At 63.8% G+C, this 24,670-nt stretch carries 23 protein-coding genes; 14 read left to right on the forward strand and 9 right to left on the reverse strand.

The window, feature by feature from the left end; translation table 11 throughout:
* Window positions 1–4 precede the first annotated feature (4 nt).
* The 5 genes from NKH97_RS05720 to uxuA form a co-directional block, all read right to left on the reverse strand.
* Window positions 5–1,150 (reverse strand): LLM class flavin-dependent oxidoreductase, encoded by a 1,146-nt coding sequence (locus tag NKH97_RS05720; protein WP_164892822.1) that lies wholly within the window; start codon window positions 1,148–1,150, stop codon window positions 5–7.
* A complete protein-coding gene (locus NKH97_RS05725; RefSeq protein ID WP_128302609.1) occupies window positions 1,147–2,571 on the reverse strand; it encodes an LLM class flavin-dependent oxidoreductase in 1,425 nt (474 codons plus the stop codon). The genes NKH97_RS05720 and NKH97_RS05725 overlap by 4 nt, the downstream gene beginning before the upstream one ends.
* A gap of 8 nt (window positions 2,572–2,579) precedes the next feature.
* Window positions 2,580–3,818, reverse strand: a complete 1,239-nt coding sequence (locus tag NKH97_RS05730) for an acyl-CoA dehydrogenase family protein (RefSeq protein ID WP_128302610.1) — start codon at window positions 3,816–3,818, stop codon at window positions 2,580–2,582.
* The gene (locus NKH97_RS05735) at window positions 3,815–5,224 is read right to left on the reverse strand and encodes an LLM class flavin-dependent oxidoreductase (protein WP_352793742.1); all 1,410 of its coding nucleotides are present in this window, start codon (window positions 5,222–5,224) and stop codon (window positions 3,815–3,817) included. Before NKH97_RS05735 ends, NKH97_RS05730 begins: the two co-directional genes overlap by 4 nt.
* A 312-nt stretch (window positions 5,225–5,536) precedes the next feature.
* On the reverse strand, window positions 5,537–6,721 hold the full coding sequence (gene uxuA, locus NKH97_RS05740) for a mannonate dehydratase (protein ID WP_352795694.1): 1,185 nt from the start codon (window positions 6,719–6,721) through the stop codon (window positions 5,537–5,539).
* 98 nt (window positions 6,722–6,819) lie between these two features.
* Between uxuA and NKH97_RS05745 the strand changes: the two genes are divergently transcribed.
* From NKH97_RS05745 to NKH97_RS05770, 6 genes are all read left to right on the forward strand, one after another.
* Window positions 6,820–7,605: an SDR family NAD(P)-dependent oxidoreductase gene (locus tag NKH97_RS05745; protein ID WP_128302613.1), complete on the forward strand. Its 786-nt coding sequence runs from the start codon at window positions 6,820–6,822 to the stop codon at window positions 7,603–7,605.
* 260 nt (window positions 7,606–7,865) lie between these two features.
* Window positions 7,866–9,218: an ABC transporter substrate-binding protein gene (locus tag NKH97_RS05750; protein ID WP_352440738.1), complete on the forward strand. Its 1,353-nt coding sequence runs from the start codon at window positions 7,866–7,868 to the stop codon at window positions 9,216–9,218.
* Window positions 9,219–9,328: 110 nt separating this feature from the next.
* The gene (locus tag NKH97_RS05755) at window positions 9,329–10,267 is read left to right on the forward strand and encodes a sugar phosphate isomerase/epimerase family protein (protein ID WP_352440739.1); all 939 of its coding nucleotides are present in this window, start codon (window positions 9,329–9,331) and stop codon (window positions 10,265–10,267) included.
* Window positions 10,264–11,199 carry a carbohydrate ABC transporter permease gene (locus NKH97_RS05760; protein ID WP_352440740.1) on the forward strand — a complete coding sequence of 312 codons (936 nt, stop codon included), beginning with the start codon at window positions 10,264–10,266 and terminating at the stop codon, window positions 11,197–11,199. The genes NKH97_RS05755 and NKH97_RS05760 overlap by 4 nt, the downstream gene beginning before the upstream one ends.
* A complete protein-coding gene (locus tag NKH97_RS05765; RefSeq protein WP_352440741.1) occupies window positions 11,199–12,107 on the forward strand; it encodes a carbohydrate ABC transporter permease in 909 nt (302 codons plus the stop codon). Before NKH97_RS05760 ends, NKH97_RS05765 begins: the two co-directional genes overlap by 1 nt.
* Window position 12,108: 1 nt before the next feature.
* A complete protein-coding gene (locus tag NKH97_RS05770) occupies window positions 12,109–13,179 on the forward strand; it encodes a Gfo/Idh/MocA family oxidoreductase (protein WP_352795697.1) in 1,071 nt (356 codons plus the stop codon).
* Here NKH97_RS05770 and NKH97_RS05775 read toward each other — a convergent pair.
* Both NKH97_RS05775 and NKH97_RS05780 read right to left on the reverse strand, forming a co-directional pair.
* Entirely contained in the window at window positions 13,176–13,982 is an 807-nt protein-coding gene (locus NKH97_RS05775; protein WP_352440743.1) for an SDR family NAD(P)-dependent oxidoreductase, read from the reverse strand. The genes NKH97_RS05770 and NKH97_RS05775 overlap by 4 nt on opposite strands.
* Window positions 13,979–14,833, reverse strand: a complete 855-nt coding sequence (locus NKH97_RS05780) for an NAD-dependent epimerase/dehydratase family protein (RefSeq protein WP_352440744.1) — start codon at window positions 14,831–14,833, stop codon at window positions 13,979–13,981. Before NKH97_RS05780 ends, NKH97_RS05775 begins: the two co-directional genes overlap by 4 nt.
* 232 nt (window positions 14,834–15,065) lie before the next feature.
* Here NKH97_RS05780 and NKH97_RS05785 point away from each other — a divergent pair, with 232 nt between their 5' ends.
* Genes NKH97_RS05785 through NKH97_RS05795 form a run of 3 tightly spaced genes read left to right on the forward strand, consistent with a single transcriptional unit; the run spans window position 15,066 to window position 17,537 of the window.
* Window positions 15,066–15,710, forward strand: coding sequence for a cysteine hydrolase family protein (locus NKH97_RS05785; RefSeq protein WP_127319596.1), 645 nt, complete (start codon window positions 15,066–15,068; stop codon window positions 15,708–15,710).
* A 49-nt stretch (window positions 15,711–15,759) separates the two neighbouring features.
* Window positions 15,760–16,299, forward strand: coding sequence for a MarR family winged helix-turn-helix transcriptional regulator (locus NKH97_RS05790; protein WP_352440745.1), 540 nt, complete (start codon window positions 15,760–15,762; stop codon window positions 16,297–16,299).
* 44 nt (window positions 16,300–16,343) lie between these two features.
* Window positions 16,344–17,537, forward strand: a complete 1,194-nt coding sequence (locus NKH97_RS05795; RefSeq protein ID WP_352795700.1) for an amidohydrolase family protein — start codon at window positions 16,344–16,346, stop codon at window positions 17,535–17,537.
* A 3-nt stretch (window positions 17,538–17,540) separates the two neighbouring features.
* On the opposite strand, the gene NKH97_RS05800 is transcribed toward NKH97_RS05795, so the two are convergent.
* Together NKH97_RS05800 and NKH97_RS05805 are read right to left on the reverse strand one after the other, a co-directional pair.
* Window positions 17,541–18,125 carry an amino acid synthesis family protein gene (locus NKH97_RS05800; protein WP_352440747.1) on the reverse strand — a complete coding sequence of 195 codons (585 nt, stop codon included), beginning with the start codon at window positions 18,123–18,125 and terminating at the stop codon, window positions 17,541–17,543.
* Window positions 18,122–18,706 carry an amino acid synthesis family protein gene (locus NKH97_RS05805; RefSeq protein ID WP_023809103.1) on the reverse strand — a complete coding sequence of 195 codons (585 nt, stop codon included), beginning with the start codon at window positions 18,704–18,706 and terminating at the stop codon, window positions 18,122–18,124. The genes NKH97_RS05800 and NKH97_RS05805 overlap by 4 nt, the downstream gene beginning before the upstream one ends.
* A gap of 254 nt (window positions 18,707–18,960) precedes the next feature.
* Here NKH97_RS05805 and NKH97_RS05810 point away from each other — a divergent pair, with 254 nt between their 5' ends.
* The 5 genes from NKH97_RS05810 to NKH97_RS05830 all read left to right on the forward strand — a co-directional run bounded on the left by NKH97_RS05810 (window position 18,961) and on the right by NKH97_RS05830 (window position 24,667).
* Window positions 18,961–19,965, forward strand: a complete 1,005-nt coding sequence (locus NKH97_RS05810) for a BMP family lipoprotein (RefSeq protein ID WP_013530296.1) — start codon at window positions 18,961–18,963, stop codon at window positions 19,963–19,965.
* A gap of 136 nt (window positions 19,966–20,101) precedes the next feature.
* Complete coding sequence (locus NKH97_RS05815) at window positions 20,102–21,631, forward strand: ABC transporter ATP-binding protein (RefSeq protein WP_502897068.1); 1,530 nt, start codon at window positions 20,102–20,104, stop codon at window positions 21,629–21,631.
* Entirely contained in the window at window positions 21,628–22,668 is a 1,041-nt protein-coding gene (locus tag NKH97_RS05820) for an ABC transporter permease (RefSeq protein WP_352795705.1), read from the forward strand. The genes NKH97_RS05815 and NKH97_RS05820 overlap by 4 nt, the downstream gene beginning before the upstream one ends.
* Window positions 22,656–23,642, forward strand: a complete 987-nt coding sequence (locus NKH97_RS05825) for an ABC transporter permease (RefSeq protein WP_352795707.1) — start codon at window positions 22,656–22,658, stop codon at window positions 23,640–23,642. Before NKH97_RS05820 ends, NKH97_RS05825 begins: the two co-directional genes overlap by 13 nt.
* An 11-nt stretch (window positions 23,643–23,653) precedes the next feature.
* Window positions 23,654–24,667: a nucleoside hydrolase gene (locus tag NKH97_RS05830; RefSeq protein ID WP_352795709.1), complete on the forward strand. Its 1,014-nt coding sequence runs from the start codon at window positions 23,654–23,656 to the stop codon at window positions 24,665–24,667.
* The last annotated feature ends 3 nt before the right edge of the window (window positions 24,668–24,670 follow it).

Below are 24,670 nucleotides of genomic sequence, written 5' to 3' on the forward strand. Positions count from 1 at the left end.
TGTTTCAGGCTGCGAGCAGCCCTTTCGATTTCAAGACCGCCAGCGCGCCTTCGGCGAAATGATAGGCTTCCTCGACATGCGGCTGGCCCGACAGGATGAAGTGGTCGAAACCGACGGCGTGGTACTCCTCGATGAGCGACGCCACCTGCTCGTGGCTGCCGACGATCGCGGTGCCGGCGCCGCCGCGAACCAGGCCGTAGCCGGCCCACAGATGCGGCGATATTTCGAGATCGCGCACGCTGCGCGCGGTGAGCGCCGCGGTGCCGCTGTCGCTATGCAACGCGTTCATCCGGCGCTGGCCGGCCGATTCCGTGCGCGCCAGGATTGCCTGCGCCTGCGCGATCCGCTCCGGCGTCAGTCTCTCCAGCAGCCTCTCGGCCTCCTCCCAGGCCTGCGCCTCGGTATCGCGACTGATGACATGCAGGCGTATGCCGAAGCTTAGTTTGCGGCCCTGCGCGGCGGCGAGTTCCCGCACATGGCCTATCCGGGCAGCCTCGGTTGCCGGGCTCTCGCCCCAGACCAGATAGGTGTCGACATGGCGCGCGGCGACCGCTTGCGCAGCACCACTTGCGCCACCGAAGAAGATATCGGGAAGCGGCCATTTGCCGAAATCGATCTGGGCGCCTTCGATGTCATAGTGCTTTCCCCTGAAATCGAAGCGCCGGCCCGAACCGGCTGGCAGGACCACGCCGCGCAGGATCTCGAGGAACTCTCCCGTGCGTTCATAGCGCTGGTCGTGGCCGAGATGATCGCCGAAGCGTTTCTGCTCCAGCGGATCGCCTCCGGTGACGACGTTGAGCAGCAGCCGCCCACCCGATATGCGCTGAAGGGTCGCCGCCTGGTGGGCGACCAGCGTCGGCGAGATCAGGCCGGGACGGAAGGCGACGAGGAACTTCAACCGCGTCGTGACCTGCGCCAGTGCTGCCGTGACTATCCAGGCATCCTCGCACCAGGTTCCGGTCGGCGTCAGCACGGCTTCGAAGCCCAACGTCTCCGCGGTCTTGGCGACCAGCGAGAGATAATCGAGGCTCGCTTCCCGAAACCGCGATCGTGACGGGCCGTTGCCGAGATGGGAATCATCGCCAGAGCCGACGATTTCCCGGCTGTCGCCGTTGGTCGGCAGATACCAGTGGAGATGGATGCCGCTCACTCGGCCGCCTCGACGATGGTACCCCAGTTCGAGCGGTCGCGTGCGGCTGTTCCCGGATGGTCGTCGCGCAGCAGCCGCTGGCCCGCTCCCTGGAAGCGCTCGCGGATCGTGGTGCCGGGCGCGCCACGTTCCCGGATGCGACCCCGCCGCCGCAGCTCCGGGACGACGAATTCGATGAAGTCCTCGAACGTGCCCGGACTGACGACATAGGCCAGGTTGAAGCCGTCGACGCCGGATTCATCGGCGATGCGTTCGAGCTCGTCGGCGATCCTCTGCGGTGAGCCGACCAGCTTGGGATGGATGCCGCCGAGCCCGATATACTCGGCGATCCCGGCCACGGTCCAGCGCCGGTCGGCATCGATCCGCGTCAGATTGGCAAGGGCTGAACGGCCGGCATTTGTCTCGATATATTCGAGCGGGTGGTCGAGTGGGTATTGCGACCAGTCGACGCCGGTCCATGCCGAAAACAGCGCCAGGGCCGCTTCGACACTGGTGTAGGATAGATAGTCCTTGTGCTTGGCCTCGGCCTCTTCGTCCGTGGCTCCGGTGATGACGGTGACCGCGGTGATAAACTTTATCGCATCCGGCGCCCGTCCGAGTTCGACGGCGCGGGCACGGATCGCCTCGACCGAGCGGCGGATGGAGGCCGTGCTGGTGCCGCCGAGGAACACCACCTCGCCGTTGCGAGCAGCGAATTCGCGCCCGCGCGGCGAGGTTCCCGCCTGGAACAGAAGCGGCGTGCGCTGCGGACTGGGCTGCGCGAGATGCGCGCCGGGCACGGAGAAATATTTGCCGAGATGGCCGATCGGATGGACTTTGGAAGAGTCGGTGTAGAGCCCCTTCTCACGATCGTGCACGACCGCCCCGTCCTCCCAGGATCCCTCCCAGAGCTTGTAGGTGACATCCAGGAATTCCTGCGCCAGATCATAACGCTCGTCATGGTCGATCTGGCGTTCCAGGCCGAGATTCTTCGCCGCCGATTCCAGAACCGAGGTGACGACGTTCCAGGCGATGCGGCCCTTGGTCAGATGATCCAACGTGGTGAACTTGCGGGCCAGGAGATAGGGCTGCTCGTAAGTGGTCGACACGGTGATGCCGAAGCCGAGATGCTTGGTGGCGGCGGCCATTGCCGAGACCAGCAGCAGCGGGTCGTTGACCGGCGACTGGGCTGCGGTGCGCAGCGACGCATCCGGTGTCCCCCGGAAGACATCGAGGTGGCCAAGCGCGTCGGCGAGGAACAGCGCGTCGAAGCCGCCGTCGTCGAGCAGCTTTGCCAGCGAGGTCCAGTATTCGAGGCTGGTGTAGGTGTTGGCGCGGTCGCTCGGATGACGCCAGAGGCCCGCCGACACGTGACCGACCACGGTCATACCGAAGCCGTTGAGGATGAGAGGCTTGACCGCCTTATGGGTGGAACTTGCCATGCTTCGGCTCACGAATAGTAGGTTGGCGGCGGCACACGGCCGTTAAGCGCGAAGTCACCGACTTCCAGCACCTTGTAGTGGACGGGATCATGCAGGCTGTGGGTGCGGACGTTGCGCCAGTAGCGGTCGAAGCCGAACGAGCGCGCCGTCGAGCGGGCGCCGGTGAGCTCGAATATCCGCGACGTCACTTCTAGGGCGACCTCGGTCGAATGCACCTTCGACTGGTAGGCGATTGCCGCGGCGCGGCCGCGCTCTTCCGCCGTGAGATCCTTACCGCGCTCGAAGGCGCGCTGCACGGCCTCGCCGGCGGCGTCCGCGAGCGCCTGCGCGGACGCCAGCGCGATCGAAAGCCGGCCGAAGCGCTCGACAACCAGCGTGTCCTCGGCGGCTTTCTTTGCCGGCGAGGACAGCCATGGCCTGCCGCGTTGGGTGATGTAATCCCTGGCGTCTTCCAGGGCAGCAAGGGCGGTGCCGAGATAAAGTTCGCCGAAGGCTGCATGAACGATCGGCACATGCAGCGTGGCATGCGGCGGATGAACCGTATCATCAGGCCAATGCCCGACCAGATCGTCGGCGGATGCGGCGACATTTTCGAGCGCCGCACTGCCGCTCACCGTCAGCCTCTGGCCGATATTGTCCCAGTCATTGCCGAAGCTGAGGCCTGACGTGGGGTTGGCGACGATGAACTGGCCGATATGACCGCTGGCATCGGTGCCGGCGATCCGCGTGCTCCCGGCAAAGCGCACCCAGACCTGCAGCGTGTCGGCCACCTGCGCACCACTGGTGAAAGGCTTGGCGCCGTTGAGCACGAAACCGCCGTCCACCTGCCTCGCCTCGACAAGCGGCTCATAGGCGGCCTGCGCGATGCCGGCATGAAACCAGCCCTTGGAGAGAAAGCCTTGAAGCCGTCTTTCGATCAGGGACTTGTTGTCGCCGTCCAATCCGATTGCCGTGCCGAAGAGATGGTAGATGACGATCTGGGCTATCGATGTATCGCCCCTGGCCAGGATGCGGACGATCCTGAGCACTTCGGCCGGCGTCGCGCCACCGCCGCCAAATCGCTTGGGAATATAGATCGTCAGCAGGCCGGCCAGACGCAAAAGGTCTATCTCGGCATGCGGGGCGGCCCCGGCCAGATCGCGCGCTGCAGCTGTTCGCTTGAGTTCGCGCACGACCTCCTCGGCCTTCTCGGCCCAGCCTTGGAAATCGCTGCGCTGTTCATGCTGAACGGTGGCGTGGATGGTCATGATACCAAAGCCTCCGGCTGACGGCCCTGCGAGAAAGCGTGTTGCGCCGCCGGATGATCGGCGGGCGGGCGGCTGTCACGCCCGAAGAGCCTGGAGCGCAGCGAGGGACCGAGATCCTCGCGAATGCGCCCGCGCCGCCGCAACTCGGGAACGACATGGGCGGAGAAATCGATGAAGCTGCCGGGGCTGACCACATGCGTCAAATTGATGCCGTCGGTATCGGTGGCTTCCAGCCATTGCTCGAGCTCGTCCGCAACGGTCTTCGGACCGCCGACAAACGACTTGCCGCGCCCAAAACCGCCCTCCGGGGAAAACGCCTGGCGCAAGGTCCACTGGCGGCCCGACGACGGGTCGTCGAACATGCGCAGCAGGGAGCGGTTGGAATCGGTTTCGGTGTAGCGGATAGGCTGGTCGAGATCGTGCCTGGAAAAATCGATGCCGGTCGTTGCCGAATAATGCACCAGCGCGCCTTCGACATCGTAGTGCGACCTGTAGTCAGCGAGCTTGGCGGCCGCGGCGGCGTCGGTTTCATCCGTGATCACCGAGACCGCGGATATGAACTTGATGCTGCCTGGAGCCCTGCCTTCATCGCGGGCAAGCCGCTTCACCTCAGCGACATTGCGGCGGATGCCATCGACATCGGCACCGGCGACAAAGACCACCTCCGCGTGACGAGCGGCAAAGCGCTGGCCGCGCGGCGAACCGCCCGCCTGGAACAGCACCGGCACCCTCTGCGGACCGGGCTCCGAGAGATGCGGACCCGGAACGTTGAAGTAGCGACCGGAATGACCGATCGGATGGACCTTTTCCGGATCGGTATAGAGACCGTCCGGGTTGGCGGCGCTGCCGCGATCACGCACCAGGGCACCGTCTTCCCAGGAACCCTGCCAGAGCTTGTAGGCGACATCCATGAACTCGTCGGCGATCTCGTAGCGCTCGTCATGCGCCACCTGCCTGTCGAGACCGAGATTGCGCGCCGCGCTGTCGAGCTGCGAGGTGACGACGTTCCAGGCGATCCGCCCCTTGGTGAGATGATCGAGCGTGGTGAATTTGCGCGCCAGCAGATATGGCTTTTCGTAGGTCGTCGAAACGGTGACGCCGAAACCCAGCCGGCTTGTCGCGCCGGCAAGCGCTGAGACCAGCAACAGCGGATCGTTGACGGGGGACTGCACGCCCTTTGCCAGCGAGGCGTCGTATCCACCGCCATAGACGTCGAGAAGGCCCAGCGCGTCGGCGATGAACAAGCAATCGAAGCCGCCCTCCTCCAGTGCTTTGGCAAGTTCGATCCAGTAGTCCAGCTCGGCATGTCGATAGGCCTGGTCGGCCGGATGACGCCAAAGGCCGTAGGCGACATGGGAGACGGCATTCATGGTGAAGCCATTGAGAATAATAGGAGATTTTGCCATATGACAACCCAGACAAACGCGCTCAGCACGGGATCGATCTTTGTCTATGGATTTAGTGTAATTCAAAGCATCGCGCGTGGAGATTTTTCCTAAAGATCGCGGTGTTTGTGACAATCCATTACTGGATGGTGTCGAAGCGGCCAGTATCGAGCCGCATCACCAAGGTTGTCGTCAAGCCATGCGGACAATCCATGCCCAGCTTCGCCGAACTGCGGCCCAGGGCGTTTCTCATCAATGTGGCATACAAGCACCGCGGGAGTGCAAAACCGGCGCGATAGTTTCAGATCCTGCCAGCCGAATTGAGGGAACCACTCAAGCCAGCTCGAACCGCTCGATGGCGCGCATGATGCCACGCAGCTCGGCGAGGCCTTTCAGCCGGCCGATCAGCGAATAGCCGGGATTGATCCTGGTCTTGCCGATATCGTCGGCGAGCAGATGGCCATGGTCGGGCCGCATCGGAATACGCCAGTCGGCACGGCCCTCCCGGCGGCGGCGCGCCTCTTCCTGCATCAGAGCCAGGATCACATGCGCCATGTCCGTGCCGCCCTCGAGATGCTCGGCCTCGTGGAACGAGCCGTCATCCTCGATGGTGATGTTGCGCAGATGGGCGAAATGGATGCGGTCGGCGAATTCCTTGACCATGGCGACGATGTCGTTGTCGGCGCGCGTGCCATAAGAGCCGGTGCAGAACGTCAGGCCGTTGGCGGGGCTGTCGACGGCGTTGAGGATGAAACGCGCATCCTCGGCGGTCGAAACGATGCGTGGCAGGCCATAGAGCGAGAAGGGCGGGTCGTCGGGATGGATACACATGCGCACCCCCTCCTCTTCGGCCACAGGAATGATCTCGCGCAGGAACCAGGCAAGGTTGTCGCGCAGCTCCCCTGGCCCGATCGCGTCGTATTCCGCCAGGGCCTCGCGAAAACTGTCCCTGTTATAACTGCGCTCGGTTGCCGGCAGGCCGGCGATCAGATTGCGCTCGATCCTGTCGATCGCCTCGCCGCTCAATTCCTTCAGCCGCGCTTCCGCCTCGGCGATGCGGGCGGGGGTATAGCCGGCCTCGGCATTGACGCGCTTCAGCACAAACAAATCGTAGGCCGCGAAATCGATCGCGTCGAAACGCAGCGCATAACCTGTCGTTGGCAGCCGATAGGCGAGATCCGTGCGCGTCCAGTCGACCACCGGCATGAAATTGTAGCAGACCGTCGCAATGCCGGCCTTGGCGAGCGCGCGGGTTGAGTCGCGATAGTAGCCGGCGTAGCGCTCGCGTTCCGGCGTGCCGATCTTGAAGGAGTTGTGGACCGGAATGCTCTCGACCACCGACCATGTCAGGCCGGCGGCCTCGATGACACGCTTGCGCTCCAGAATGCTCTCGAGCGGCCAGGCGCGACCGTCGTAGATATCGTGCAAGGCGCTCACCACGCCGGTCGCACCGGCCTGCCTGACATGATCGAGCGTTACCGGATCGTTCGGTCCATACCAGCGCCAGCACTGTTCCATTGCCGCTTCCTTCTGCGAGAGAACGGCAACCTATTGTTGGACCACAATGGGTGTCAAACTAGGAACGGTTTCGGACAGCGAATGAAGGAGTTTTCCCAATGAAGGATTTCGACGGCAAGGTGGCTTTGGTGACGGGCACGACCGGGATTGGCCTCGCAACCGCCAGACGCCTCGCTGCAGGGGGTGCTGCGATCGTCGCCTGCGGCATCGACCGCGCGGCCAACGCTGCGCTGAAATGGGAACTGGAAAGCTCCGCAGCCGGGGCGCTGGTCATAGGCGCCGACGTCTCCGTGCCCGATCAGGTTCGCGACGCGGTCGCGACTGGCGTCGAGCGGTTCGGCGGCCTCGATATCATCGTCAATTCGGCGGCGGTGCATCCGTACGGAACCGCGACCAGCACCGATTTCGAGACCTGGAACAGGGCGATGTCGGTCAATGTCGGGTCGATCTATCTGACAGCGCATTTCGGCATCCCGGAAATGGTCCGCAGGGGCGGCGGCGCCATCATCAACGTCGCTTCGGTGCAGGGCTTTGCCTGCCAGCAAAACGTCGCCGCCTATGCCACCACCAAGGGCGCCATCCACACGCTGACGCGTGCCCTGGCCCTCGACCATGCGCGCTCCGGCATCCGCGTCAATTCCGTCAGCCCGGGCTCGATCCGCACCCCGATCCTGGAGAAGGCCGCCCGCGGCGAGAACGGCACGGATGCCGATGTCGAGGCCGCCTACAAGCGCTTCGGCGAAGCGCACCCCATCGGGCGCATCGGCGAGCCGGAGGAAGTGGCTGAACTCATCGCTTTCCTGTGTTCGTCGAAGGCCGGCTTCTGCACTGGCGCGGACTACAAGATCGATGGCGGCCTGACCGCCGGCATCGGCGTGAAGTAGATCGCGAAGATTGGGGCTTGTCCGTTACCGGGACCAGCCGGCATCCGACAATTGGTTTGCCGATCTTCTTGCAGATCACTGCCCAGGCAAATCGAACACCGCACGGGCCACGCCGAACACGAAAGGGGGGCGGTGCGATCGATGAAATAATAGGCATTCTTGCCGATTGACAAAAACATCAACAGGCGACCAAGATCATATGACCATCAACGATATTGGTCCCGAGGTTGCCCCTCGGCATTGGCGTAAAGGAGAGCCAGATGCCCCTTCAGCAGAGAGTGACCCATCGTCCGAAACAACGTTCCGCCGCTCCCATCCTTGCCACCGCACTGCTAGGCCTCGGCCTGATCACAGTGCCCGGCATCGGCCACGCCGAAGGGATCACGCTCAAGATCTTCGGCGGCTCGGCGCTCGACGAACTCGCGCCGCGCCAACCGCCGGACGAGCAGAAGAAAATCCAGCAGCAGGTTATCGACGGCTTCCTCAAGGCCAACCCCGACGTCGCCGCGGTCGAGTGGGATGCCCAGGGGCCGCAAACCGATTCCATCCAGCGCGTGATGACCGCAAAACTTGCAAACCAGGAAATGGATCTGATCGCCTGCCCGGCCTTCTACACCAATGGCGCCTATGTCAGGCGAAAACTGGTGATGCCGATTACCGACAAGATCAAGCCGTTCCAGGACAGGATCGACGCCGCCGCACTTGGCGCCTTCACGGTCAACGGCCAAGTCTACGGCGTGCCGATCTCGACGCTGTCGACATCGACGATCTTCTACAATGTCGATCTCTTTCAGAAGCTCGCCATTCCTGTCCCGCCAACCTATGACGACCTGAAGGCAGCCGTGCCGAAGTTCAAGACCGCGGGCGTGATCCCTCTGCTGCATCAGGGCTCTAACACCGTGATGTGGCCGATGTGGTACTTCGAGACCTTTTCGCAGGCCTCGGGCGACCCGGTCGGCAAGACGCAGAAGAACCTCGAGGGCACGGCGAAATTCACCGACGCGCCCGATGTCGAGGGGTTCAAGCTGATCAAGCAATGGGTCGATGATGGCATCCTTTCCAAGGATTCGCTTTCCGTCGACCAGGACGGCATGCGTGCGGCCTTCGCCGCCGGCAAGAGCGCCATGTATTATGGCGGCACCTGGGAAATCCCGTCGCTGCAGTCGAGCGTCAAGGACTTCAAATGGGGCGTCTTCGCCTTTCCGAAAATGGACGGAACGCCGGGCGCGCCTGGCCATGGCGGCGGTGCCGACAACGGCATGTGCGTCGCCTCCTCGATCCCGCCCGAGAAGCTCGATGCCGCGGTCAAGTTCATCGAATATTTGACAAGGCCCGAGGTCGCGACGCTCTACCTCGCGCCGGAACAGCCGATCGCGGCCTCGATCAAGGGCGTGCCGCAGGTCGACGATGCCTATGCCGTCGAACTGCGCAAGCAAGCCTTCCCGAACACGATCAAGTTCCTCGACTGGATCTGGCCCTCGGAGGTCGCGAGCGCCACGTCTTCGGCAATCGCCGGCATCGTCGGTGGCACGACCACGCCCGAAGATGCCGCCGCATCGATCCAGGCCATTTTCGACGACCTCAAGGCCCAGGGCAGTTGGCCGCCCAAATGAGGCCCTGAAGTAGCGCCTGCAAGCGAGCGCACATCCGGTCGGGCTGATGCGCCAGGCAAGAAAAACAGAGGCTGCCTGCTTCGGGCAGCCTCGCCCATCGGAGAGAACACATGACGACACATCGCGCCGAACGGCAGCGCTTCTCGATCGGTTATCATCTGAACAGCTGGGACCTGACCGGCCTTCCGCTACGGCCAGCCATCAAGTTCCTGGCAGACCAGGGCTTCGGCTGGTTCGAGATCCTCGCCTTCACCAGCCTGTCGGACCAATACGCCCGCAAATACATGCAGCTCGGCAACCAGGCGCCGATGGGGGTGACCACCGACACCGACATCTTGCGGCGCTATGCGCTGCTGTCGGAAGGCCAGAGCGAGTATGGCATCAAGCTCTCCTCCTTCTACGTCAATGCGATCTTCACCAACCCCGTCGCCTGGCCCTATGAACGGGATGTGCTCGTCGCGCTGACCAGGATGTTGAAGGGGTTCGGCTCACCGGTGCTGGTTCTCGGCGGCGGTCCATCGGAAGCCGCTGCCGGGGCGCACACGGCCGACGACTACCGCGCCTTTTGCCGGGCGCTCGAGGATATCGGCAGGCGGACAAAGGACCTTGGCATCGAGACGGTCTATCACCCGCACCTCGACACCTTCATCGAGCGCCGCGACCAGCTCGATCGCATGATGGATGAACTGGATACCGATCTGGCCGGCCTGTGCATCGATCCGGCGCATCTTGCGCATACCAATTCCGATCCGGTCGACGCGGTAAAGACCTACATTTCGGCCGTGCGCTACATGCATTTCAAGGACACCAGGGTCGATCCGGCGCTGAAGGGCTATGACCGCTATGGCGCCTTTTGCGAGCTCGGCGCCGGGGTCGTCGATCTCGCCGGCATCGTCGACGTCCTGCTGGATGCAAACTACGATGGGCTCGCCATCATCGAGCTGGATGCGTCCAGGAAAACGGCAGAGCAAAGCACGCTCGAGAGCATCGCCTATGTCAGGGACACGCTCGGGCTGGTGCTGACCCCGCAAGGCGCGAAGGCCGCGTGAGCACGCGACCGCAAAAGGCGGCTCCTGTTTCGAGCCGATCCGGCACCTGGCGTTTCGATGCCGGGGACGGGGCTACGGCCTTCGTCATGATCCTGCCCGCCGCGATCCTCTTCGGTCTTTTCTACCTCTGGCCGTTCGTCAACGGCTTCTGGCTCAGCCTGCACAATTGGGACGGGTTTTCCGACCCGACCTGGGCAGGCTTTTCCAACTACATGCGCCTGGCGCATGATCGCATCTTCCTCGGTGCGCTGCGCAATAATCTGATTTTCGTCGTTGCCGTCGTCGTCCTGAAGAACGTGCTCGGCCTCGGGCTGGCGCTGCTTCTGAACCGGGCGCTGCTCGGCCGCGCCTTCTTTCGCGCCGCCGCCTTCATCCCGGTGACGATGTCCTTCGTCGCCGTCGGCCTGCTCTGGTCCTGGATCTACAATCCCGTCTTCGGCCTGCTCAACAGCGGGCTCGATCTCATTGGCCTCGCCGGGCTGAAACGATCATGGCTCGGCGACGCCGACATCGCGCTCTACTCGATCATCGTCGTCGATGTCTGGAAATGGCTCGGCTTCCATGCCGTCATCTATCTGGCCGGGCTGCAGACGATCCCCTCGGAGCTTTATGAATCGGCGAAGATGGACGGCGCCGGCCCCTTGCAGCGCTTCCGGCACGTCACCGTTCCGATGATGATGCCGATCATCTTCATCAACACCATCCTCGGCCTTTCCGGCGCCTTCGTGCGCAACTTCGACATCGTCTATGTCCTGACCAAGGGTGGTCCGAACCACGCCACCGAAGTGGTGCTCACCTACATGATGAGCAAGGCCTTCCAGGACGGCGCCATGAGCTACGCCGCGGCGATCGGCTATGTGCTGTTCATGATCGTCGGGCTGGCCAGCGTCGGCCTGCTGGCCCTGATGCGGCGGCAAAGGCTCGACGTCTGATGAGAGCAGCCGCCAACCCTCCGCTTCCCCTGGATGATGGCGCCGCCGGCTCTCGCCGTCGCGGGCTCATGCAGCGCCTCGGCATGCGCGGCATCCTCGAACTTGGCGGCATCTATGCCGCGCTCATTCTCGTGCTCTTCGAGACCCTTTATCCGCTGCTTTGGGTGCTGTTCGGTTCGCTCAAGACCAAACAGGAAATGCTCAGCAATGTCTGGGGTCCGCCATCGAGCCTGGTGCTGCAGAACTATGCCGATGCCTGGCGGATCGCCGGCATGGGATCGCGCATCGTCAACAGCATCTTCGTCACCGGCTCGGCATTGATCATCCTGGTGGCCGTCGCGACGCCGTGCGCCTATGCGGTGGCGCGTCTTCGTTTCCCCGGACGCGGTCTTGTGGTCGCAGTCGCAGTTGCGGCCATGCTGGTGCCGCCGCAGGTGATGGCCATTCCGCTGTTCCTGGTGGCGCGCGATCTCGGCCTGATAAACAGCCGGCTCGGCATTGCCTTCATCTATGCCGCGACGTCGCTGCCGCTTTCGGTCTTCATCCTGCGCAGCTTCTTCATCACATTGCCGGCCGACCTCGAAGATGCCGCTCGCATCGATGGCGCCAGCCGGCTCGAGATCCTGATCCACATCATGCTGCCCCTGGTGCGGCCGGGCGTGGCGCTGATCCTCATCTTCGGCTTCATCGAGATCTGGAACGATTTCTTCCTGGCCTTCCTGCTGTTGCGCGACCCTTTAGTGCAGACCATTCCGCTTGGACTGGTCAGCTTCTTCCAGCAATACGACTCGCTCTGGACGCTCTATTTCGCCGCGTTGACGATCACGACACTGCCGGTGATCGTCGTCTTTGTCGCCATGCAACGGCAGTTCATCGCCGGCCTGACAGCCGGCGCCGTGAAGGGTTGACATGCAGGATCGCGTCATTGGCGTTGGCGTCATCGGCTGCGGCGAGATCGCCCAGTTGATGCACTTGCCTTATCTCATGGAATTGCCGGCGTTTCGCATCGCCGCCTTGTGCGACATCTCTCCCGGCACGGTCGACAAGGTGGCGGAACATTATGGCGTCACTGCCAGATATACCGACCATCGCGCGCTGCTTGCCGACCCGAATGTCGATGCGGTCGTGATCTGCACCTACGATCATGGCGAGATGGTCGCCGATGCAATCCGAGCCGGCAAGCACCTGGTCGTCGAGAAGCCGCTTGCCTTCACGCCGCAGGAGGCGCGCCCGCTGGTCGAGCAGGCCGAGCGGAGCGGCCTCGTCGCCCTTGTCGGCTACATGAAATTCTATGATCCCGGCTATGAGATCGGGCTGGAGCGCATCGCCGCCATCGGCCGGCCGAAGTCGATCCATGTCCACGATTTCGCGGGCCGCTTCGACCGTTATGGCCAACTCTACACGCAGACCAGGGTCACCGACGTGCCGGCCGATGTGTTAGCGGCGGGACGCGAAACGGTCGCTCGGCGCATCGAGGCGGCGCTCGGTGTGGACCATGCCGGCTATCGCGATCTCTATCTTGTACTGCTCAGCCTCGCCAGCCACGACCTTGCCGTCATGCGCGGCGCTTTCGGCACGCCGGACCGCGTCGTGCATGCACAGCAGACCGGTCCCAACCAGCTGCTGGCCGTGCTCGATTATGGCGGCGTCCCTTGCCTCTTCGACATGGCACTTGCCCAGTATGAATGGTGGGACGAGTGGATCCACGTGCATGGTGAGCGCGACGAGGTCCGGATCGAATTCCAGAACCCCTATTTCCGCAATGCCTCGGCGACCGTCCGGCTGCGCGAAACCACAGGCGAAGCTGCATCCGAACGCGCTCTGCCTGGCGTTCCGGATACGTCGTTCCGCCGCGAATGGCTGCATTTCGCCGATTGCGTCCATGGCGGCGCGAAGCCGCGCACGCCGCTTTCGGGCGGGCTCGCCGATCTCGATCTTGCCGTTCGGATCATCCAGGCAATGCCGCCGAAAAGACTTTAGCGAAATTTCGGAAACGCGCCGCCAGCCGGCGCGTTGGCCCAGCTCTGCAAGGTCTGGCCGCCGTCGATCAGCCAATCCACGCCTGTGACGTGCCTCGCCTCGTCGGAGGCCAGGAAAGCCACGGCGGCCGCGACATCGTCCGGCTGGCCGATGCGGCGCAACGGAATGCGGTCGGCGAAATGCTGGACGCTGCTCTTGAATTCGCCGTCGCCGGAAACCGGTACGCCAAGCGTCGTCTCGATCACGCCGGGGCAGATGGCGTTGACGCGTATGCCGTAAGGCGCGGCATCGAGCGCTGCGACCCGCGTCAGGCCGACCACCCCGTGTTTGGAAGCGACATAGCCGGCACCACCCAAAAGGACGTCCCAACCGGCCATGGACGAGCCCATGTTGACGATCGAGCCACCGGTCCCGGCCTCGATCATCGCCCGAAGCGACGCCTGCAGCACGAGGAAGATGCCGCGCAGATTGATGCGGATGGTCGTATCCCAGTCCTCGACCGGCAGGTCGTGAACGGGAGCGACGACGCCGGAAATGCCGGCATTGTTGAACACCACGTCGAGGCCGCCGAACGTCTCGACGATCGTTGCGACGGCGCGCCGCACATCCGCTTCATCGGTGACGTCAGCCTCGATCGCCAGGGCGTCGTCGCCGAGGGAGCTGGCCAATTGCCGCGCCGCCGCGTCATTGCGGTCGACAATGGCGACCCGCGCGCCTTCGTCAAGGAAACGCCGCACCGCTGCGCTGCCGATCGCGCCGGCGCCGCCGGTGACGAGGACCTTTTTCTGGTCGAACCGTTTCATCCCAGGGTCTCCGGCTTTGGATAGGAACGCCATGAATACTGTGGTTCGAAGCCGATCGTTTCGCGCGCATGGATCGTGTCCAGAACGGCGCCGAAGCCGGCGATCGGCCGCGACAGAGCGACATCAGGATAGACCCGGCGCACGAGCGCTTCGGTCTCCTCTTCCATGAATGTGTCGGCGGCGCTCAGGAGGACGCGCAGATGGCCGTCGCCTTGCCATTCAAGCGCCCGCAGGAAGCCCTGCCCGGCGTCGCGCGCATCCAGATAGGCCCACAGGTCGCGGGCACTGTCGGCAGTGGCGCGGCGCGGCCCTACGCCGTCGAAAAAAGAACCCAGCGTCTGGATCCACGGCATGCGGATACTGACCGCCGAGAAGGCCCCCCGGCGCACCGCCGCGTCGACGATTTCCTCGCCCAGCCATTTCGACAGGCCGTACGGGTCCTGCGCGCCGACCGGATGGTTCAAGTCGACCGGCAGATAGGGCGGCCGCACAGGTTTCTCGAAAAAGGGATAGCCGAAAACGCTGAAGGACGAGGCATAGACGAAGCGCCTGGCGCCGGCCATGGCAGCTGCCTCGACCACATTGTAGGCGGTCGCGATGTTGGTCTTGAACACCTCGCCGCCGGCCCGGCCGGTCGGCCGCGGAATGGCCGCGACATGCACAACGGCATCGCAATCGCGCACCAGCTGCAGTGTCGATCCCAGATCGGTCAAATCGGCGGTTGCGTGGCGCCATGCGACCTCACCCGGCACCACGGCATCGACACCAAGCACATCGTGGCCGGCCGCAACCAGAGCCTCGGCCACATGGCGGCCAAGCAGGCCGCTGGCTCCGGTGACGATGGTTTTCATATCTCGGCCTCGGCTCCGCAATTAAGCGGCTTGAATATTGTTGATGGTCACACAAATCGAGCACATGCCTGACAAGCGTTGTCAAGGCCATTTCGCGATGGACAAATAGCGCATACGCTTGTCGGAGCGCGGTGCGCAAGGCCGACCAGCACGCTTTGCGTCGAACGGGATTGACTTGGCATCCGCTAGGGTTTTTTGTATGAGCATCAACGATCGGTCAAAGGAGCTCGCCATGTCCGTGGACAGTTTTTCCTCACATCGGCACGATGACGCGGTGCGCCTCGATCCACGCCGTGCGGCCGTTGTCGTCATCGATATGGTCAATGAGTTCTGCAAGCCCGGCGGGGCCATGGTCCTGCCTGGGTACGAGACGCTGGTAGCGCCGCAACTGGCCGTGATCGAAGCCGCGCGCGCCGCCGGCGTGCCGGTGATCTGGGTCCATGACAGCCACCGGCCGGGCATGCGCCGCGAGCGCGAATGGCTGAAGCGCACACCGCATTGCCTGGATGGAAGCTGGGGGCCGGAGATCATCGAGGATCTCGGCGCCCGCGACGATGAGATCCATGTGATCAAGCGGCGCTACTCGGCCTTCTTTCAAACCGACCTCGACCTGACGCTGAAAGACATGCAGACCGATCAGTTGATCATCTTCGGCGTGGTCACCAACATCTGTGTGCGCTCGACCGTCCATGATGCCTTTTTCGAGGGCTATGAGGTGGTGGTGCCAAGCGATTGCTGCGCGGCGACGGGACCACGCGAGCAGGAAAGCTCGCTCTACGACATAGCGACCCATTTCGGCGTGGTCAGCGATTCGGCTGATGTCGTCGCAGCCCTCCGCGACGGGACGTCGCTTCAACCAGCGGAGGTCGCGGCTTGAGCTTTTTCCGAACCGGCGACATCCAAGACAGCGGCGATAGGAGTCCGGTGTGACGACTGAATCCGAAAAAGACGCGACGCCGAAAACGCCGAGCGGCGATGCACCCCCGAGCCGCGAGCAGGTGCTGCAGCAATACGCCGGGACCGGCTATGAACTGGACCGCCACCCGGCGCACGTCATCCGCCGGGCGCATCAGCGCGCGACACTGCGCTTCCAGCAGGTCATGGCCGGCGAAGACCTTTCGCCAACGCAATTCGCGGCGCTCGCCACGATCCTCAAGCATGGCGAAGTCTCGCAGAACCATCTCGGCCGGCTGACGGCGATGGACCCATCGACCATAAGCATCGTCATGCGCAAACTGCTCAAACACGGGCTGATCACGCGCAGCGCCTCCGAAACCGACCAACGCCTGACGATGATCGCGCTGACCGGCAAAGGGACCGACTATACGCTGGAGCGGCTCGAACGCAGCGTCGAGGTCGGGCGGCGGTTCCTGTCGCCGCTCTCACCGGCCGAGCAGGCGACGCTGCTTCGCCTGCTCCAGCGCATCAACGACGACGACCCAACGAATGGCGACAGCGGCAAATAAGCCGCGTCCAGTCCTTTTTTCCATAACAGCAAAAGTGAGAACCGATGTCGTCCGACCTCCAGTCGTCTGCCAACACGCTCGTCGTCCGCAATATCGGTCTCATGCTGAGTGGCGATCTCGCACAACCGATCATCGACGCCGACACCATCGTCGTGAGCGATGGACGCATCACCAGCATTGGCAAGGCAGGCGACATTGATGGCGGCAGCGCGGCGACGATCATCGATGCGATGGGCTGTGCGGTCTCGCCGGGTCTTATCGATAACCACGCCCATCCGGTGGCCGGCGACTGGACGCCTCGGCAGAACCAGATCGGCTGGATGGATTCGACTGTGCATGGCGGCGTCACCACCATGATCTCGGCGGGTGAAGTCCACACGCCGGGCCGACCGCGCGACCTTGTCGGGCTGAAGGCGCTGGCGATCGCTGCCCAACGCACCTTCTCCAACTTCCGTCCGAACGGCATGAAGATCCTGGCCGGGGCACCGATCCTGGAACCCGGCCTTACCGAGGAAGACTTCCGCAGTCTCGCCGAGGCCGGCGTGACGCTTGTCGGCGAGGTCGGACTTGGCGGCGTCAAGGACGGGCCGACCGGCCGGCAGATGATCGCCTGGGCGCGCAAATACGGCATGACCTCGATGACCCACACGGGCGGTCCATCCCTGCCCGGCTCCGGCCGCATCGGCGCGGATGTCGTGCTGGAGGTCGACGCCGACATCGTCGCGCACGTCAATGGCGGGCCAACCGCCCTGCCCGACGCGGAAATACGGCAGATCTGCGAGAAGGGCTCGAGGGCGCTTGAAATCGTCCATAACGGCAATTTGCGCACCGGACTGTTCGTGCTCGACCTGGCAAGGCAGCGCGGCGAACTTTCGCGCGTCATCCTCGGCACCGACAGCCCGGCCGGATCCGGCGTGCAGCCGCTCGGCATCCTGCGAACCCTGACCATGCTGGCTTCGCTGGGTGGTATCGCGCCGGAAGTGGCGTTCTGTCTTGCCAGCGGCAACACGGCGCGTGTGCGCGGACTGGATGATCGCGGTTTGATCGAGGTCGGTCGCGCCGCCGACCTGATCTTCATGGATAAGGCGATAGGCGGCGCCGGCGACGGGCTGCTCGACAGCGTGGCGCTGGGCAATCTTCCAGGCATTGGAATGGTCGTCATCGACGGCGTGGTGCGGACCGGCCGGAGCCGCAACACCCCGCCGGCGATGCGGGTGCCGGAAGTCCTGGCGGCCTGACGGTCAGCCGACGCCGTCAATCCCGACAATCTTGTCCTTGGTCAGCCCGCCGACGCGCGGGTGCGGCCTGCCGGAATCGGTCACGGCGATAGCGACGACGATCTCGTCGGCACGCGGTGCGTCGGGCACGCGAACCTCCATGCCGTCGAAATGGCTGCGCACCCGCGCCGCATCCTTGTGACCGAGCGGAATATCGAGTGGCACGCCAAGGCCGCCGCGCTTCTTCGATGAAGGAATGAGCGCGGCGCCCTTGCCGAGCACGTCGCGGAACGGGGCACCGAGCTTTGGATGAAGGATGGCGGCGGCATGTTCGAGCTCGCCATCGGCGCCGACGGCGGCGGCCTTGCCGAAGCTCTCGACCCGGTCGCCGGCGATGCCCAGAGCAGCGACGGCGCGCTTGGGCAAGATATCGCCCAAGGCTTCGCCTATGGCGCTCAGTGCCGACAGGTCCTCGATGTAGGTACCCGCATAGGGGTTGCGGATCACCGCGATGGCTGCGGCACGCCGCGTCGGCGGATCGACGGGTCGCCCGCCTTCGATCCGGGTTTCCTCGACGATGGTGATGATACGGCGGATTTCCGGGTTCATCGCAAGCCGTCCTCGCCCTTGATGTCGGCGGCGGCAAGGCCGCCGACCCGTGCATGAACGCGTGCGCCGGTGGTCATCGCCAGGATGACCGCCATTTCGTCGCCGCGCGGCGCATCGGCAATGCCGATCTCGATCGCATCGAAATGGCTGCGCACATAGGAGGCGTTTATGTGCGTGATCGGGATGTCGATGCGCGTTCCGGGGCCGCCGACCTTCTTGGTCGAAGGCACGATCGCCTTGGCATTGCCGAGCAGTTCGCGCATCGCATAGCCGCCCGGATTGTGCCAGAGCGCGCCATGTTCAAGCTCGCCGGCGGCACCGACTATGGCACCCTTGCCATAGCCTTCGATAGCCTGGCCGCCTTCACCAATGGCGTCGATCAGGCGCCGAGCCATATCGAGACCGAGCGGCTTCAGGTCTTCCATGAAGCCGGTGATCTCTTCGACATAACGTCCGGCAAAAGGGTTGGCGATGACCGCGACGACCGCGCCCCGCTTGAGCGGGCGTGCCGCGTGGGGTCCGCCCTCATGGAATATCTCTTCGACCTGAACCAGAAATTTCCTGACCACCACAGCCGGCATCGTTCGCTTCCTTCATCCCGTCGTTCATAAAAACTCATTAGAGTATCAACAATTATGCCCATGGACATTTGTCAAGCGCAGACGTCGAGCAAGTGGGCGAAGGGCCAAGAAAACTGCATCGGATGACGATTGACAGCCTGTTAAGCCGCTCCTAAACTCATATGACCATCAACGAACTCGCCGTTGTCCCGGCGGACACGTGGGGATGGTCAAAGCGTGGCTTCAAAAGCTGAAAAAAGCTGAAGGGGAATGACATGAAAAGGGCGCTCAAGAGTTTATTTCTGGCCGGCACGATGCTTGCCATTTCGTTCGGACCGGCCGCGGCACAGGCCAAGGTTTCCGTGGCCGCCATCTCGGGATATTTTGCCCAGGGCTTCGGCGTTTCGATCGTCAACGGCCTCAACAAGGCCAAGACCGATTTCGGCATCGACCTCAAGCTGGTCGACACCGGCAATCGCGCGCTCGACTACCAGCAGCAGTTCGAGAATCTTGCCAAGGGCAAACAGTACGACCTCATCTTCGTGATGGGCTGGGAGCTGGTGGACTCGCTGCAAAAGGTCAGCGCCGAATATCCTGACCAGCGCTTCGTGTTCATCGATGGCGTCCTCGACAACCCCAAGATGATCTACGCCAATTTCGCCGAGGAGCAGGGATCCTTCGTCGCCGGCGCGCTTGCCGGCATGATCGAAGCCAAGGGCACCGCCTTCGACAAGATCGGCGACGGCAAGGCGATCGGCTTTGTCGGCGGCCGAGATATCCCGGTGATCCGCAACTTCCTGGGCGGCTACGAGCAAGGCGCTAAATATGCCGCGCCCGACGTCAAGGTAAACTCCGTCTTCGCCGGAACCTTCGACGACCCGGCCAAGGGAAGCGAACTTGCCCAGGCGCTTTACGGCCAGGGCTCCGACATTGTCTACAACGTCGCCGGCCCGACGGGTGAAGGCGTGATGCAGGCAAGTGCCGCGGTCGACAAATATTCGATCGGCGTCGACATCGACATGTGCGGCTCGGCTCCCGGAAATGTGCTCGCCAGCATGCTGAAGCGCGGCGACATCGCCGTCTACACGCTGATCAAGGACGAGGTCGAGGGCCGCAAGATCACCGCCGGCACCCGCACTTTCGACCTCGCCTCGGGCGGTGTCGAGGTCAAGGTCTGCGATGACATCGCCGCCAAGATCCCGGCAGAGATGACCGCCAAGCTCGATGAGATCAAAAAGGGCATCGTTGACGGCAAGATCGTGATCGCCAAGGCAAAATAAGCCAACAACAGCGCCTCCCTCCCAAGAAAGCGCTACACTGATCCGCCGCGGCGTGCCGCGGCGGATCAGTGTCCAATCTGCGAGAGCCACGTTGTCGAACACGCCGGGGTCGCCGACCCTCCACAGCAATGCCGCGATGGCCGTCGAGTTGACTGGCATCACCAAGCGTTTTGGCGCATTCGTCGCCAATGACGGCATCGACCTTGCGGTCCGCCGCGGCGAGATCCACGCCATCATCGGCGAGAATGGTGCCGGCAAGACGACGCTGATGAACATCCTGTTCGGCCTCTTGCAGCCGGACGAAGGCTCGATCCGGCTGAACGGTGAAGAGATCGTGATCGCCGACCCGTCCGTGGCGATAAAGGCCGGCCTCGGCATGGTTCACCAGCATTTCAAGCTGGTTCCCTCGCTCTCGGTTGCCGACAACGTCTTTCTCGGTATGGAAATCCGTCGCCATGGGCTGATCGACCACGCTGCACAGGTTGAGCGCACGCGCGAACTGTCGAAGCGCTTCGGCTTGCAGGTCGATCCGACCGAGCGCGTCGGGCTGCTCTCGGTCGGCATAGAGCAACGCATCGAAATCCTGAAGGTCCTGGTGCGCGGCGCGCGCACCATCATCCTCGACGAACCGACCGCCGTGCTGACGCCGCAGGAGAGCCGTGAGCTGTTCCAGACGCTGCGCAGCTTCGTGGCCGAGGGCATGACGGTGATCTTCATTTCGCACCACCTGGAAGAAGTGATGGAAGTGTCCGACACGGTGACGGTGCTGCGCAACGGCAGGAAGGTGGCGACCCGGCCGACGGCCGAACTCAGCAAGGACGAGTTGGTGCATATGATGGTCGGCCGCGAGGTCAGCTTCGACCGCCGGGCGCGTGCGTCGCTGCACGGCGACGTGGTGCTCGAAGTGAAGGATCTGTGGGCGCGCGACGATCGCCTGCTGCCGGCCCTTCGCGATGCCAGTTTCACGGTCCGCTCCGGCGAGGTGGTGGGGATCGCGGGTGTGGCCGGCAATGGTCAGACAGAGCTGGCGGAAGTGCTTTCGGGCCTGCGACCGGCAAGCCATGGCGGGGCGTGGCTGAAGGGCCGGAATCTCACCGCTCTATCCCCCGCCGCGATCCGCCAGGCAGGCCTCGCCCATGTTCCAGGCGACCGCATGGTGCGCGGGGTCGATCGCAACGCTTCGATAGCGGCCAACACCCTGATGGGCCGCCAGCATCGCGCACCATGGAGCCGCGGCGGCATGCTCAACTGGAATGCCATAAATCAAAACGCCGAAACGCTGATCAAGAGCTTCGATATTCGCGCGCGCGGAGCCGGTGATGCGGTCAAGCGGCTTTCGGGCGGAAACATCCAGAAGGTCGTTCTGGCGCGCGAATTCACCAATGGCGCCGATTTCCTGCTGATCGACCAGCCGACGCGTGGCGTCGACATCGGCGCCCAGGAGGCCATTCATGACGAGATCATGCGCCAGCGCGCCGCCGGCCGCGCGATCCTGCTGATTTCCGTGCAGCTGGACGAACTGGCCGCCCTTGCCGACCGCATCCTGGTGATGTTCAACGGGCGGATCATGGGCGAGGTCGCCGGCGACGAGGCCGACGAGGAGCGCATTGGCATGATGATGGCAGGCGTGGCCGCGCCTGAACCCGCCGCGGAGACCGCATCATGAAAGACCATTTGAGTGCCGTTTCCGGCCAGGTGATCGCCATCGGTGTGGCGCTGCTGATGGGCGCGATCATCATCCTCATGGTCGGCGAAAGCCCGGTGCGTGTGTTCATGACGCTGTTGCGCGGCGCCTTCGGCGATCAGGAGAAGATCGCCGGGACCCTGCTGCAGACGACGCCGATCCTGATCTGCGGTGTCGCTGCGTGCATCGGCCTGCGCGGCGGCATGTTCAACGTCGGCATCGAGGGCCAGCTGTTCCTCGGCGGTTTCGCCGCCGCCTGGGTCGGCTTTGCCATGCCCCTGCCCGCGGGCATTCACACGCTGGCAGCACTGGCGCTGGCGGTCGTGGCAGGCGCGGCCTGGGTCGCCATCCCCGCCTACTTCCGCGCCCGCTACAACACCAACGAGGTCGTCTCGACGATCCTGTCGAACTACGTGGCGGTGCTGCTCACGTCCTACTTCACCATCTTCCTGTTCAAGCGGCCGGGCGGCTGGTCGGAGACCCCGCCGATCCTGCCCACATCTTATCTGCCGGAGATCTTCACCTTCTCGCGGTTGAACTGGGGCCTGGTCATTGGCCTGGTGCTGGCGGTCGGCGCAGCCCTTGTCTTCCGCTACACCAAATGGGGTTACGGCGTCACGATGGTCGGTTCGGCGCCGAAATTCGCCGAATATGGCGGCGTCAACGTGAAACGGCAGGGTTTCCTGGTCCTGCTGCTTTCGGGGGCCGTCGGCGGGCTGGCCGGCGGCGTCGAGACGCTCGGCGTCCATCACCGCTTCATGGAAGGATTTGCCCCCGGTTTCGGCTTCGACGGGCTGATCGCCGCCCTGCTTGCCAATGGCTCGCCTGTCGCCACCATCTTCACCGCACTGTTCTTCGGCGCCCTGCGCAACGGATCGCTGCTGCTCGAGGTCGATACCAGCGCGTCGCGCGAGATCATCACCGTGATCCAGGCGCTGATCATCCTCAGCGTGTCGGCCCAGGTGCTGGTGAGAAAGCGCGGCGACAGCCAGGCAGGGGAGCGGCGATGGAAATTCTAGACAAGCTCATCAACGTCGCGCTGATCGCGGCGACGCTTCGCACCACCGCGCCCATCCTTCTGGTCGCGCTTGGCGGCTCGTTCACTACCAAGGCTGGCATCTTCAACATCGGCCTCGAGGGGCAGATGCTGGTCGGCGCCTTCTTCGCCGTCCTTGGTTCGATCTGGACCGGTTCCGCGCTGGCGGGCGTCGCCTGCGGCGTTGCGGCGGCGCTCGTCTTCGCCCTGGTTTTTGCTGTCCTGGTGGTGAGCTTCAAGGCCAATGAAGTGGTCGTCGGGCTGGCGCTCAACATCCTGGCCGGCGGCATGACGATCTCGCTGATGAAAGCGATCTTCGGCACGCGCGGCTCGATCGTCGGTCACGGCATCGTCGGCCTGCCGAAAGTCCAGCTGCCCGGTGCCCGCGACCTTCTCGGCTCATGGGCGCCGCTGATCTCCGGCTTCACGCCGCTCGTCTATGTCGCCTTCATCGCCGTGCCGCTGCTGGTTCTGTGCTACAATCGAACGCGGCTCGGCCTCTATATCCGCGTCGTCGGCGAAAAGCCGGAAGCCGCCGAGGCGCTTGGCATCTCGATCACCCGCGTCCGCTACATCGCGTCCCTGCTGTGCGGATTGCTGGCGGGCCTCGCCGGCGCTCATCTGTCACTCGGCTACATCACCATGTTCACGGAAAACATGTCTTCGGGCCGTGGTTTCATGGCGGTGGCGATCCTGATCTTTTCCAACGGCGATCCGCTGAAGGTGCTGGCCGGCTGCCTGCTGTTCGGCTTCGCCGATGCTTTTTCGTTGCGCCTGCAGACGTTCGGCTATCCCTCCTACCTGGTTCTCACCGTCCCCTATGTCGTCGCGCTGATCGCATTGTTCGCGCTGTCCTACCGGGCGCGCCCGAGGATTATCGCGGAGACGCTGGAATCGATGCGTAAGCTGCTGTCGGTAGACAAGAACACTGAACCCGGCGGCAAAAATCCCCAGTGAAGGAAGCCTTTATGGAACGCATAATCCTCGACGTGGATTCGGCCGGCGACGATATTCTCGCCGTGCTGTTTGCAGCGGTCAATCCGAGGCTCCGGCTCGAGGGCGTGACCACCGTGACCGGTGCGGCCGGCCCGATCGAGCAGGTCACCAACGTCGTCCTCAACACGCTGACGCTCGCCGGGCGTGACGACATCCCGGTTCACGCCGGCGCGTGGCGGCCGATCGTCGGCAACGCCAAGGCCGACATGGAGGCGCCGGTGCATTTCGAAAAACGGCTCGTTGCCCGTTTCGGCGATCGCCTGAAGAAGTTCAACCCGCCGGCGCCGACGCCGGTGCGGCAGGCTACATCGGGACATGCGGTCGATTTCATCATCGGCACGGTCATGGCCAATCCGGGCGAGATCACGCTGGTGACGACCGGCCCGCTGACCAACGCGGCGATGGCGCTGTTGCAGGAGCCGCGATTGACCGGTGCACTCAAGCGGCTGATCGTGCTCGGCGGCAATTTCCAGACGCCGGGCAACATCACACCCCTGTCGGAATACAACATCTGGGCCGATCCGGAGGCTTCGCGCATCGTGCTGAACGCCGATGTCGAGAAGATCCTCGTGCCGCTCGACATCTGCGAGGACAACCGCGTCGCCGATTCGATGCTGACGCGCGACGACATCGCCGACATGCAGGCCGTCGCCAGGGACAATCCCGTCCTTGAGATGATCGCCGACAGCTTCCCGATCTACATCGACATCTGGCGCGAGTTCTTCGACCTCGTCGGGTTCCCGATGGACGACGTGATCACCGTGGCGCTGGCTTACGATCCCGGCCTGGCGACGATGACCGAGCCGCTGTTCGCCGACGTCGTGCTCGACGGCCGGCTGGCGCGCGGCCAGACCGTCGCTTATCGCGGCCGGCAATTGCTGCCCGGCGGCGGGCCCAAGACCACCCGCATCTGCACCGGCCTGGACGGCCGGCGTTTCCTCGACGGCTTCAAGAAAACCATAGCGCGCTACGAGCGGGCGGCGTGAAAG

Source organism: Mesorhizobium sp. M0870, assembly GCF_040319775.1.
In the GTDB taxonomy this organism is placed as follows: domain Bacteria; phylum Pseudomonadota; class Alphaproteobacteria; order Rhizobiales; family Rhizobiaceae; genus Mesorhizobium.

Bases quoted from the DNA above. Each gene is read 5' to 3' on its own strand.
- NKH97_RS05725 (WP_128302609.1), bottom strand. From the start codon at position 2,571: ATGGCAAGTTCCACCCATAAGGCGGTCAAGCCTCTCATCCTCAACGGC.
- NKH97_RS05730 (WP_128302610.1), bottom strand. From the start codon at position 3,818: ATGACCATCCACGCCACCGTTCAGCATGAACAGCGCAGCGATTTCCAA.
- NKH97_RS05735 (WP_352793742.1), bottom strand. From the start codon at position 5,224: ATGGCAAAATCTCCTATTATTCTCAATGGCTTCACCATGAATGCCGTC.
- uxuA (WP_352795694.1), bottom strand. From the start codon at position 6,721: ATGGAACAGTGCTGGCGCTGGTATGGACCGAACGATCCGGTAACGCTC.
- NKH97_RS05745 (WP_128302613.1), top strand. From the start codon at position 6,820: ATGAAGGATTTCGACGGCAAGGTGGCTTTGGTGACGGGCACGACCGGG.
- NKH97_RS05750 (WP_352440738.1), top strand. From the start codon at position 7,866: ATGCCCCTTCAGCAGAGAGTGACCCATCGTCCGAAACAACGTTCCGCC.
- NKH97_RS05755 (WP_352440739.1), top strand. From the start codon at position 9,329: ATGACGACACATCGCGCCGAACGGCAGCGCTTCTCGATCGGTTATCAT.
- NKH97_RS05765 (WP_352440741.1), top strand. From the start codon at position 11,199: ATGAGAGCAGCCGCCAACCCTCCGCTTCCCCTGGATGATGGCGCCGCC.
- NKH97_RS05770 (WP_352795697.1), top strand. From the start codon at position 12,109: ATGCAGGATCGCGTCATTGGCGTTGGCGTCATCGGCTGCGGCGAGATC.
- NKH97_RS05775 (WP_352440743.1), bottom strand. From the start codon at position 13,982: ATGAAACGGTTCGACCAGAAAAAGGTCCTCGTCACCGGCGGCGCCGGC.
- NKH97_RS05780 (WP_352440744.1), bottom strand. From the start codon at position 14,833: ATGAAAACCATCGTCACCGGAGCCAGCGGCCTGCTTGGCCGCCATGTG.
- NKH97_RS05785 (WP_127319596.1), top strand. From the start codon at position 15,066: ATGTCCGTGGACAGTTTTTCCTCACATCGGCACGATGACGCGGTGCGC.
- NKH97_RS05795 (WP_352795700.1), top strand. From the start codon at position 16,344: ATGTCGTCCGACCTCCAGTCGTCTGCCAACACGCTCGTCGTCCGCAAT.
- NKH97_RS05800 (WP_352440747.1), bottom strand. From the start codon at position 18,125: ATGAACCCGGAAATCCGCCGTATCATCACCATCGTCGAGGAAACCCGG.
- NKH97_RS05805 (WP_023809103.1), bottom strand. From the start codon at position 18,706: ATGCCGGCTGTGGTGGTCAGGAAATTTCTGGTTCAGGTCGAAGAGATA.
- NKH97_RS05810 (WP_013530296.1), top strand. From the start codon at position 18,961: ATGAAAAGGGCGCTCAAGAGTTTATTTCTGGCCGGCACGATGCTTGCC.
- NKH97_RS05815 (WP_502897068.1), top strand. From the start codon at position 20,102: ATGGCCGTCGAGTTGACTGGCATCACCAAGCGTTTTGGCGCATTCGTC.
- NKH97_RS05820 (WP_352795705.1), top strand. From the start codon at position 21,628: ATGAAAGACCATTTGAGTGCCGTTTCCGGCCAGGTGATCGCCATCGGT.
- NKH97_RS05825 (WP_352795707.1), top strand. From the start codon at position 22,656: ATGGAAATTCTAGACAAGCTCATCAACGTCGCGCTGATCGCGGCGACG.
- NKH97_RS05830 (WP_352795709.1), top strand. From the start codon at position 23,654: ATGGAACGCATAATCCTCGACGTGGATTCGGCCGGCGACGATATTCTC.